Source organism: Microlunatus aurantiacus, assembly GCF_039536605.1.
Taxonomy (GTDB): Bacteria; Actinomycetota; Actinomycetes; order Propionibacteriales; family Propionibacteriaceae; genus Microlunatus; species Microlunatus aurantiacus.
This window is the reverse complement of the sequence record NZ_BAAAYX010000016.1, coordinates 1-11118: the sequence shown is the minus strand read 5'-3', so window position 1 is coordinate 11118 and position 11118 is coordinate 1. Positions and strand designations below refer to the sequence as shown.

Annotated in this window: 8 protein-coding genes; 4 read left to right on the top strand and 4 right to left on the bottom strand. The window is 66.7% G+C overall.

Annotated features, from left to right (window positions below; genetic code table 11):
• Nucleotides 1-960: 960 nt before the first annotated feature.
• On the top strand, nt 961-2124 hold the full coding sequence (locus tag ABD714_RS18110) for a hypothetical protein (protein ID WP_344813848.1): 1164 nt from the start codon (nt 961-963) through the stop codon (nt 2122-2124).
• A gap of 158 nt (nt 2125-2282) precedes the next feature.
• Nucleotides 2283-3011, top strand: a complete 729-nt coding sequence (locus ABD714_RS18105) for a hypothetical protein (protein WP_344813847.1) — start codon at nt 2283-2285, stop codon at nt 3009-3011.
• Between the two features lie 28 nt (nt 3012-3039).
• Here ABD714_RS18105 and ABD714_RS18100 read toward each other — a convergent pair whose 3' ends face one another.
• The 3 genes from ABD714_RS18100 to ABD714_RS18090 all read right to left on the bottom strand — a co-directional run bounded on the left by ABD714_RS18100 (nt 3040) and on the right by ABD714_RS18090 (nt 7586).
• Nucleotides 3040-4101: an NAD-dependent epimerase/dehydratase family protein gene (locus ABD714_RS18100; protein ID WP_344813846.1), complete on the bottom strand. Its 1062-nt coding sequence runs from the start codon at nt 4099-4101 to the stop codon at nt 3040-3042.
• Entirely contained in the window at nt 4098-5903 is a 1806-nt protein-coding gene (locus tag ABD714_RS18095; RefSeq protein WP_344813845.1) for a DUF362 domain-containing protein, read from the bottom strand. The genes ABD714_RS18100 and ABD714_RS18095 overlap by 4 nt, the downstream gene beginning before the upstream one ends.
• Nucleotides 5904-6404: 501 nt before the next feature.
• On the bottom strand, nt 6405-7586 hold the full coding sequence (locus ABD714_RS18090; protein ID WP_344813844.1) for a hypothetical protein: 1182 nt from the start codon (nt 7584-7586) through the stop codon (nt 6405-6407).
• 759 nt (nt 7587-8345) lie between these two features.
• Here ABD714_RS18090 and ABD714_RS18085 point away from each other — a divergent pair.
• Nucleotides 8346-9818 (top strand): carbohydrate-binding protein, encoded by a 1473-nt coding sequence (locus ABD714_RS18085; protein ID WP_344813843.1) that lies wholly within the window; start codon nt 8346-8348, stop codon nt 9816-9818.
• Nucleotides 9819-9967: 149 nt separating this feature from the next.
• On the opposite strand, the gene ABD714_RS18080 is transcribed toward ABD714_RS18085, so the two are convergent.
• Entirely contained in the window at nt 9968-10351 is a 384-nt protein-coding gene (locus ABD714_RS18080) for a DUF808 family protein (RefSeq protein WP_344813842.1), read from the bottom strand.
• Nucleotides 10352-10593: 242 nt separating this feature from the next.
• Between ABD714_RS18080 and ABD714_RS18075 the strand changes: the two genes are divergently transcribed.
• Nucleotides 10594-10923, top strand: a complete 330-nt coding sequence (locus tag ABD714_RS18075) for a transposase (protein WP_344813841.1) — start codon at nt 10594-10596, stop codon at nt 10921-10923.
• Nucleotides 10924-11118 lie beyond the last annotated feature (195 nt).

Sequence of the window (11118 nt, the reverse complement as noted above, 5' to 3'; positions counted from 1 at the left end):
CCAGTACGCACAGGTAGCCTGACCAAGCCATCGAACCTGTCCGTCAAAACGGGGCAATCCCAGAGGAGGCCGCGCGACAACTCCGATGGACCGCGCAGGCGTTGCTCTCACATGCCCTCGCTGAAGGACTGCCCTAGAGACTCAGGCGGGTGGTGAGTACGCCGCGGGTCGGCGACATCAGCGACCCGACGTACGACGTCTCGATGCGAGAACGATCACGGGATAATCGTTGCAGGGTTGGACGACGCGGCCAGGTGCTGCAGCAGGTCCAGGCGCTCATCGACGACCTCGACGACAATCCGGCTGCCCCGACCACCGACTCACCGCCGGGGAGGCGAGCTACCCTGCCACGGGCTGCACACCGCCGACCGCTGGCGCACCTACGTCGGCGGCGACTACCTCCTCGGCGTCGCCACCCGCCTGCCATCTGGACCAACCCACGACGATGGCTGACCGGGTCCCCTCCTTGGTCCTCGACGCCTTCGAGCCCAGCCGGATCCGCTGCAGCCGCTTCTCCCGGCGTCCAATTGGCAGCAGGCCGGTGAGAACCCCGATCCACCATCTCCGTATAACGGTCGCTTAACATCGACGACCAGCGGCTCGTCACTCGGGTAGCTGTCCGCCCCCTATCCGGGCATCCGCGACCCGCAATTCGCCTCCTTCTCACTACCCGAATGCGTCTACACGGACTCCGTTGACGGGATCAGCGACCGGCGTCGACCGCGGCCTGCCGCAGCCACTTCCGCAGCGTCTCTGGGGTCATCCACAACTGGGTCCGCAACGGCTCTGATCGCCTCAAACTCCGAGGCATAGTCCTCGCGATATCCCGGGCCAGCCGGACCCCTTCGCCTTCGTCTCGGCGTGGCACCGAGAGTGCGGTGCGACAGGTGAGATGCCGTCACCGCGCTACCCGGTAGGCTGCCTGCCACCAGGATCAGCCGGGGCGAGGATGGATCTGCGGTGCGCACTTATCCCTACGAGTTCCACATTGCCCTCGACGGCAACGGTCTCAACGGTCTGGAAGGCCGTGCCGGCATCTGTCTCTTTCGGTACGACCCCGCGACCGGCGACCACGCGTACAAGATCAACTACTTCGGTGGTGCCTCCGGCGGCCACGCTCCGAACGTCGATCCGTCGCGCCGGGTCGGGTTCCTCGGCAACACCGGTCAGCACCTGCTGTTCTACGATCTGAACACGCTCGAGGAAGCCGACCGGGTGTCGACCCTCGGGTTCGAGGTCCCGGACACCACGATCAAGGGCAGCACCCACCTGGTGTGGCTGGATGATACGCAGTTCCTGACCTCCATCGGGGAACATCTGTGGAAGTTCGACGTCAACCGACTCAGCAAAGCAGACCAGGTCGCGCCCCACCAGCTGAAGGTGCCGCACGCCATGAAGCGCACGGCGTCCGGGCGCTTCATCGTGTACGGCGGCATGGACCATCCGACGAAAGGCGAAGCCCGTGAGGTCGGCATCTTCGACTGCCACACCGGCGAAGTCCGTCACGTTCCCTTGCCGACGACCTGCTGGCACCTGGTCTGCCACCCGGTGGTCGACACGTTCTACGCGGTGTCTTTTCGTGTTCATCCCGCGGACCGTCACGACTGGCAGCACTGGGGAATGGCGTGGCTGCGGGAGTACGCCTTCGAGATCGACGCCGTCGACGGTCGGGTGCTCAGGCACTGGGTCGCGGACCGGGACGTGCCCGCCCACATCAACTCTGACGTCACCATCTCGAACACGGAGTTGATCTTCTGTACCGGCGGCAGCTCCACGGTCGTCTTCGTGGACCTGCAGACGCTGTCGAAGACCCGGATCATCGACGAACACCCCGCCCTGGAAGGCCTGGGGTATGGCCGGGAGTCGGCGTCGACCGTGGTCGAGAGCCTCAGCAGAGGCAACGTCTTCACCAACCTGCAGCTGTTCGCGGAGTCCTTCCGGGTCAGCCGGGGCGCCCTGGTGGACGGCATTTACGCCTGCCAGCTCTCGACGGACCAGACATTGCTGTTTACCGCCAATCGTGGCCAGAACCACATCACCGTGTACGACTACCCGTCCCTGACGCTGCGGCATCGCGTGCTGATGCCGGAGTTGCAGGACTACGACCCGGGCCTCGCCGAATGAGGGGATCCCCGACTCGGGTTCCACCACTCCTACCTGATCAGTCCTGATTCCTCGACCTGATGAGTGGTGACCGGTCGGCGGGCATGGATCGCGGACGGCGCTGGGCCTACCATCGCAGGGAAGCGGGCGGGCCCGCTACGACCAGGAAGGCGATGTCGATGACCGGCTCATCCTCGGCGGAAGGCCTGGCGCGGCTCGGCGAGCTCGCCCGGCAGTCACTCCGCAGCCAGGCTGCCCTGCTGCAGCGCTCCACCCAGATGTCTCGAGATGTCCTCAGCGGCGAACAGGACTGGACCGAGGCCGGTAGGACCTACCTGCGCGATGCCGGACGCGAAGGCGCCCACTACCTGCTCAGCGTGGGACGGCTCAGTGTCGACTACCTCGGCGACGTGATCTTCCTGGGCAACGAGCTGACAAAGAATCTTCTGGATCCGTCGGTCCGCACCGTCCAGCGCCCCCCACGCCGGCGATCGTCCAGCCCTGGCCCGGCCGACGACGTTGCCGACCCCCCTCCACCGTCCGCCTCGACCGACGGCACTGCGGATCCGGACACCGCAGCCAGTCCGCGGGTGATCACGTTGGAGCTCGGCGGGCGGTTAGGTGGCCGAGCGGAAGGACTGGTCACGGTGTTCAACCGGCACACCCGGGCACGATCGGTGCGCCTCCAGCCAGGCGCACTGCGCAACCCGTCCGGAGACGTGATCGCCGCGACGATCGACCTGGACCCCACCAGGGTGACCGTTCCGGCCGGCCAGGAGCAGGACGTGACAGTGGGAGTGGAGCTGTCCGCAGACTCCTTCACCGCGGGCGAACACTACAGCGGGACAGTCGTGATCAGCGGCGGCGACCAGGCCACAGTGCAGCTGGACATCGAGGTCACGCGCTGAGCCGACCCCCCCTGCGCAGCAACCGACCTCACTGCTGCAGTGGCCGCGGAACCAGCGGTCGCGCCGCCCGGACCTCCGGAGCCAGCCGGAGCGACTCCCGGACCCACCGCGGCAGCTCCGTACCCGCGGCCAGCCAGGCCAACGAGCTGGCCACGGCCTGGCGCGCTGTCCCCGGCTGGTAGCCGAGGTGTCTGGCCTTAGCGGACGTGTACCAGTAGTAGCGACCCACGGTGAGCGCTTCCTCCCGCGACGACAGCGGCGCAGTGTCAGTGACGCGCGCCCACGCTTCCGCCACGGCCGAGACAGCCCACGCCACACTGGCTGATGCCTCGGCGTAAGGCCCCGGGAGACCGGCCAGCTGCCCCACCAGGGCGTGCAGGGTCCGCCAGGTCACGTTCTCCCCACCGAGCACATACCGCTGCCCCGCGCGGCCGGCCTCCAGCAGCTGGACGTGCCCGGTGCCGACGTGGCGTGCGTCGACGACATTTGCGCCACCCGGATAGGTGCTGCGGGTCGCATCCAGCAGGTACCGCAGCACAATTGCGTTGCTCGGACCGAGCTGGACGTACGGCCCACCGAGCACCACACTCGGCAACGCGAGCACCACCGCCAAGCCCTCCCGTTCGCCGGCCTCCAGCGCCGCCTGCTCCTGGGCGATCTTGCTTGCGTAGTAGTGCGGCACCCGCTCCGGTCCCGGCCGATCGGTCTCGTCGCGCTCCAGCGGTCCCGCACTCGAACCGCAGGTGATCGCAGAGGAAGTGATCACCGCCCGGCTGACGCCCGCGCGCGCAGCCGCCCGCAAGATGGTCTTCGTACCCTCGACGTTCACACGGTCGAGCTCGGCGGCCCGCTGGTCACCGAACGCGTAGACCGCGGCACAGTGCACCAACCCGTCGACGCCCGACAGGGCAGCCCGCAGACTGACCTCATCATCCAGCTCGGACCGGACCCGCTCAATCTCGCGACCAGGCAGAGTGCGGGCCGGCGTCTCGCGGCGCACGATAGCCCGGACGTCGTGACCTGCCTCAAGTGCGGCTCGGACGACCTGGGTGCCGACCAGTCCCGAGGTGCCCGTGACCGCGATCTTCATCCGTCACCGCGAACATGGCGGAAGCCGTGTCGATCCAGCTCGCCGCCTCCATCGCCAACCGCCCCGGTGTCGCCCGCCCGGTCAGTCAACCACGAGCCGGCCAGGTCGAGCAGCAGGTCAACCATTCCGGTGAGGAGAACCTCACCGTCGGGTGGTGCCACCCCGATGGTGGCGTCGCGGCCCTCGAAGCAGGCTTCCAGATTGTCGAACGTCACGGTGAAGAACCGCCGGTAGGCCTCCTCCAGCAGCGGATCCCGCAGCTCCGGCATGCTAGTCACGTCGAAGCCCGCCCAGGCGTCCGGGAGGGTGAAGAGCTGCCGGCCACGGACGGCGACGCGGATCCGGCCGGCACCGAGGTCGGTGAACGCCAGCACACCGTCGTCGAACGTCGCGGATCCGTTGAGACTCGCCACGGTGCGCCAGTACAGCCGATGCGCGTGAGCATCGCGCTGCACAAGCTCGATCTTGCAGACGTCGATCGGCTTGCCACCCCAGAACGCGAGATAGTTGGGCTGCGGCAGGTAAAGGTTCCGCTCGGCCTGCCGTTCGCCTCGACCGTCGCTGGTGGTCGAAAGGGTCACCCGTCGCCCGCCGAGGTAGTCCGCCATCAAGCTGATGCCGGCGGCCACATCCACCCGATCGACGAACTCATCGAAGCCCACCGCGATCTCCCGCTCGACCGCGAAGACCGTGGCCCCGTCGACCAGGCACCACCGCATGCCGTCCGCGTTGGGCCGCAAGCCCTCCAGCAACCGTTCGAACGGGGCCAGGAACGCCGGAAGCTCATCGTAGGTGGCATCCTCATACGCGGCCGGGTCGAACCCCAGCGGCACCACAACCCGCTCAACGTGACCCTTCGCCGCAACACCCGTCCAGGCCCGGACCTGGTCAATGGCGCCGGCCAGACCCGACAGCACCTGCACAAGCGGTGCACGACCCGCCGGCTCCCCCGACGCCTGGACCAGGGGTGTCAGCACGGACCTGACCGCCGTCAGCACGCGATCCACCGGGGCCGAACCGATGTCGGGCTCACCGATGGCCGCGGCGACCACTCGGCCGGCGCGGGGGTGAGAGGCGGCGCGACAGGCAGCAGCCCGGACGATCGGTGAGACACCGTGCCAGTTCTCGAACCGGGCAAGGTCGCCCTCGACCCGGTCCATCACGTGGCCCCTCACCCGCAGGGCATGCTCGACGAGGGGGGAGGCCGACCTGTCCTCGCCCTGCAGGGTGGCCAGCACCGCATCCGCGAGAACCGCGTCGGTGGCGGCGATCACGGTGTTCGTGTCGTGCTCGCGGAGCAGCCGGGCCCCGTCGGGGCCATCGCTGGACACCGTCGCGTCGACCAGGGCCAAACCTGGTGGTGCGTGCTCGAGGATCGCGGCGACGACGTCCGCGGGTCGAGCGCCCGGTATTTCGGGAGCGACGCCGATCAAGGTCGACAGACAGCCGAGATAGCCGTCGAAGATGTCCGTGGTGCTGCGGCCGACGACCACCCGGGTGTCGGCCTCCACCCAGGCGGCGGAGACCGCACCCCCAGCGAGCACACTGCCCGGTGGCACTTCGGCGGGCACCGTCGAATCCCACAAGTCGATCAGGTCGTACGGCATCCCGCTGTCGGTGTGACCGGGTAGCCCCGCCATCCGGGCGAGCTGTCCCAGATCGGTGAAGCCGCGATCGCGGTCGGCGGTGGAGACCGCGCCCGCGACAATCACCTGATCGCAACCGCACCGCAACAGCTCCTCCACCACGGCATGCACCAGGGCGGCAGCCACCGGGGTCGGCTGGCTGAGACGCACCAACACCACAGCTCGCCCGGACCCGATCCTGTGTAGGCCAGCCAATGCGGTTGCCACCAGGGCCGCGGGAGGATTCCCCCGGACCACTACACAGCCAGGCCGGTCGCGGCCGATCGATTCCGTGGCTGTCATGAGACGTCAGCTTCCGTGGCGGCCAGCCTCATACGAGGGAACTCTAGACGATGGGCCCTGGTGCCCCGCGTCGGCTCGGTCCGCTGCAGCCGACGCAGCGTCAGGGCGCGGGAGGATCAATCCGAATGCCAGCTGCTAGAGCTGCAGCCGACAGCAGCCACCGACCCGCCGCGCGGCAACGGCGGGCCGGCAACTTCTTGACCCTTGAGCGTCGCAGGCCGGTCACGCTCCGTTAAGGGATCAACCGCGGAACCAGACGGCGCCCGCTGACTGCGGTGGGATGGGCACCTGCCGGGTCGTGTCTTCCCTAGTCGATACGGTTGCCGAGGAGACACCCCGGTGAGGCGAACGAGCGGCCAGGACCGCTTGAGGCAGCTAGGCCTTCTTGATCTTCCCACGCTTCTCTAGAGCGTCGAGAATGGAGGGAAGCTCAACCTTGAGGATGTCGACCAGCGCCGCGCCGGTCCCGCTCGCCGCGGCGTCGGTGGCCTTGGTGACCATCCGCGCGATGGCGACCTGCGACGCTGCGGTCGGCTTCGGGAAGTAGTCGGTGACTTTGGCGATGTCTTCGGTCGGGCTCCGAAGCGAGCGAGGCGCAGAGCGGAGGTCGTCGAGGACGGCGCGGAACTGTTCGAGTGCCTTGGTGATGATGCGCTGCGAGTCAGCGCTCTTGTCGAGGGTACGGTCCCCGCTGAGGACCCACTTCTCGAACTTGTTCTCGACATCGACGCCAACCGCTCCAGCTCCGGCGGGATTGTTGCTGAGCTGGTCGTGGACGACCTTGACTAGACCGCTGTAGACCGCCTGACGTCCATCGGGGTCCTTGTACAGCTGCTCCAAGAGCCCTTGGAACGCCGCTGGGCGGCTGAAATTGGGGTGGAATCCGTAGTGTGTGTCCACCGTCTCGTAGTCGTCCAGCAGGTCCTTGGACTTTTTGTCGGCAATTACTCCCATGGCGACCGAGTTGAACAGCGCCGTCAAGTTTGCCGGCGCCAGGGTGTCCAGGTTTGTCCTCAGCTTCTCGATGAAGTCGTCTTTATTGAACAGATGCCCGGCGCTGAAAGCGTCCATGAGGTAGTGCTCGGCGAATCCTGCGGTTGCTGTCGAGCGGTCAGCGAGAGCCTGCTTCTTGACCGGGTCGGACTCGAGCTGAGAGTCCTGGATCGCCTTTACCGTCTCGGTGTAGAAGCGGGTGAAGGTGGTCAGATGGTCGGGGCCCGGCGTGGGTGATCCCGAGGGTGGGTTGATGATCGTGGAGTTGCGTGGCGCAAAGTGTGGCGAGTTCTTGAGGTTCAGTTGGGTGTACCGACCACCCGACGCCCGATCCCACTCCGACTCCGCCACTGTGCCGCCCGCTACCTGACGGCGCACCAGCGCGACGAGGGCCTTCAGCTCCGACGGATCCGCTTTGAGGAGGTCGTCGGGACTTCCGTAGAGGTCCGCAAGAGCGTTGATCTCCCCCGAGGTAAGGGTGCTGCCACCCACAGTGATGGTCCGCTTGCCGGCTGCCCTATCACCTGCCTTCGCGTGCTCGAAGGCGTCGTAGCGTTGGATCATCGCCGTGACCGTTCGGTTGCCCGCACTCTTCTGAAGTCCGATGATCACGGCGAACGCAGGCAGCCCCCGCCCCCCGCCTGCCCGAGGCCGATCGGAAGGCTGAAGGCGATGTCGGGGCGGAACGCGTTCCACAAGCGGGAGACTAGGTCAATGATCTGCGCGTGCGCCACCGGGTCGCCAAAATCGTCGTAACCCACTCTTGACACCATCTACCAGGCCGGGTCGGAGTACGGTCCCGTGTCGACCTTCCTGATCATTCGGTACAACACGATGGACAAGATCACCAGCGCCATTGCCAGATCAGGCGCGCGGTCAGCACGCCTCCGACGACGGCATCTCATACTCGCCGGAATCAAGTCAAGGGCGGGTGACTGGACCAATGGCACAACGCCGACCTGAACGAAGCCATTGACGCGGCTCGAGCCGAACGTTAACGTGAGGTTACAGCCGCGTGAGAGCGCTCCCACAATGGAGTCCATGGTGAACAACGATCGCGATCCACCTCAGAAAGCTTTCCTCGCAAGCCATGGGATTGGTCCCGTCACGTAGCGGTTGCGTCTAACACATTCGTGTTGCCGCCGGCGTGGCGCCATGGTGTTAGCCGCGCCGGTCTGCCCCTGCTGCCGCCTGTCTTGCGCCTGTGGGCGACCAAGCGCGTACAGATTTATGAGATCAACAGTTGACGTCACACACCCTGACGCTGCCGATCTGCCTGCCGGCCCGCCCCCTAGAACGGCCTAGAGATGAAAGAGGCTTCCGATGAACGCCCGCAAGATCGTTGCTCCCACCCTGTTAGGTCTGCTCATCCTTGCGCTGTCGCTCACCACAATTCGAGCCGCTGCGGCCGACGACTGGACAGTGGTCTTCGAAGAAGACTTCACCGGAGCCGGACTCCCGTCCACGGCCGGTTGGGACGTGATCGAAGGAACCGGATATCCCGGTGGACCGCAGAATGGGTTCGGCACGGACGAGATCGAGACCATGACACGTTCGACCGAGAATATCCGTCGGCAGGACGGGTTCCTGCGAATCACTCCCCTGCGCGACGCCCAGGGACGGTGGACCTCGGGTCGTGCCGAGACCAAGGCGGACTATAAGCCCGCCGACGGCGCCGCCATGCGCATGGAGTGCAAGCTGGCCATGCCCGACGTGCACGGCGAAGACGCCAAGGGCTACTGGCCGGCTTGCTGGGCCCTCGGGGCAACCCAGCGCACCCAACGGTGGGACTGGCCGGCGTCTGGTGAACCAGACCTCGCTGAGTCCGTGAATGGGGTTAACCGGAACTGGTCGACCCTTCACTGTGGCTACGCCGCGCAATGGGGCGGGCCATGTGCAGAGCCGGTCGGCCTGAGCAACGGTGGAGTCGCCCCGGAGACCGGAGACTTGTGGGGACAACAACACCTGTACGCCTTCGAGTGGGACCGTTCCGGATCCGAAGACGTGATGCGGTGGTACCTGGACTCCAAACAAGTCCATACCGTCCGCCAGTCACAGGTGCCCGCCGACGTGTGGGCCTCACTGAGCGACCACGCCGGCTACCGGCTGATCCTCAATGTGGCCATCGGTGGCCAGTTCCCGGCGGCGCTGGGCGGCGGCCCCACGCAAGCCACCCGCCCCGGAGTCCCCATGCTCGTCGACTACGTGAAGATCGCCTACCGCGGCACCGGCGCGAGCCCAAGTCCGTCAGCCACCACGAGTCCCTCCCCCACGACACCCACACCCACACCCACGCCCACGCCCACACCCACTGTTAGCGCGTCATCGACTCCAACGCCTTCCGACTGCGCACCCGCGCCAACTCCGACCACTACCGCTCCTCCGTCGATCGATCCGAAGCAGACAGCCGTGATCGAGGCGGAGAACTACGCCACCCAGCAAGGTGTTCGCAGCGCGGACGGTGCGATCGAAGCGAGCAACGGTGACTCTGTGGCCTACGACCTCGACTTCGGGTCACAGGAGAAGAAGAGCCTGGTCGCTCGCGTGGCCTCAGGGATCTCCGACGGATCCAGTGCCCTGGTGGAAGTTCGACTGGACTCGGCAACGGCCGCTCCGATCGGCTCGTTCTCCGTCGGGAGCACCGGCGGCTGGCGTTCCTACCGAGACATTCCAGCCAACGTGGCTGCTACCACCGGCCGGCACCGGGTCTACCTCACCTTCAAGTCCGTCGGTGACACTCCCGCCCTGGCTGTCGACAAGTTCGTGTTCGGGGTGACGCCTGCTGTCCAGTGGTGACGGCCGCGGAACCGCCTCGACCCCCCGTGCGACTTGCAGAGCGGCCGAAGCTCTCTCCGCTGCTTTGCAAGCCCGTCGGGCCTGCGCGCACCCATGTGGGCCACCGATCCCCTATGGGCTCTCGACCAGGGTCCGGGTGGGCCCGGCAGTCACTCCTCACCAGGCACGTCCGCCCTTACCCGACTAGGTACTGGCACCGGCAACAAGATCTCGAAACACAGGTAGATCCCGCCGATCATCAAGATGGGCGCCAACAACCAGGGCAGGAACTCACTGAGCACGAGAATCACCGGCAAGATGATCAGCAACTTGTTGCGCAGCGACCCCACCGCGATCCGCTTGATCATCGGCAGCTCGCGGTCAGCGGTGAAGCCGTGGACGTAACGCGGAGTGACAGCCGTGTCGTCGACCACCACGCCCGCCGCCTTGGCACTGGCGCGGCCGGCCGCCGCGCCAACGTCGTCGACGGAGGCGGCCGCGAGCTTGGCCATGGCGGCCACGTCGTCGAGTAGGGCGACGATGCCGCCGCTCACCGAGGGTGCCGCATCTGCTGGACCAGGAGGTCACGCTACCGGTCCTACCGAGCCGCCCCTGCTCCTAAAGCGCCCGTGTGCCTCTCACCCAACCCCCTACACCGAGCGGCCCTCACCCTCATAGCCATACGCCAGTGCGGCGAGCCCGCCCAACACCCTCGAAGCCCTGGGCGGGTGGGGTTGACCCCGTTTGACGGACACCTTGTTAGCGGGCCTTCGGGTCCGCGGAGAGGATGTCTGTCATGGCTTCGAAGAAGCGGAAGTCCTACACGCCGGCGTATCGGCGGGAGGCGGCCCGGCTGGTGATCGACACCGGCCGTCCGATCGCGCACGTGGCCCGAGAGATCGGGGTCGGTGAGCAGCTGCTGGGCCGCTGGGTCGCGCAGGCACGGGCTCGAGACGACAGCCCGCCACCGGCGCTGGATGTTGATGAGCGGGCCGAGCTGGAACGGCTGCGGACCGAGGTCGCCGACCTACGGATGGACCGGGAGTTCCTGAAAAACCCATTCGTCCATGGACGGCTATGGAGCCGTGAAAAGGGTGGTGCGCGGGTGCGGTCTGGTGCCGCGTGAGGCCCGGGTCAGAGGCTGTTGCGACCTGATGCTCAGTCGCGGTGCTCGATGGATACTGACGAGTGGGTGTCTCGGTTGATCCCGTTCGCTTTGTGCTGGCTGCGAGCGCGCTGAAAAACCTGGGACTGGAGAGTGGGAGTGACCCGGTTTGACGGACATCCGAGATCAGGGGCTTCGGCCTCGGAAGGATGTCCA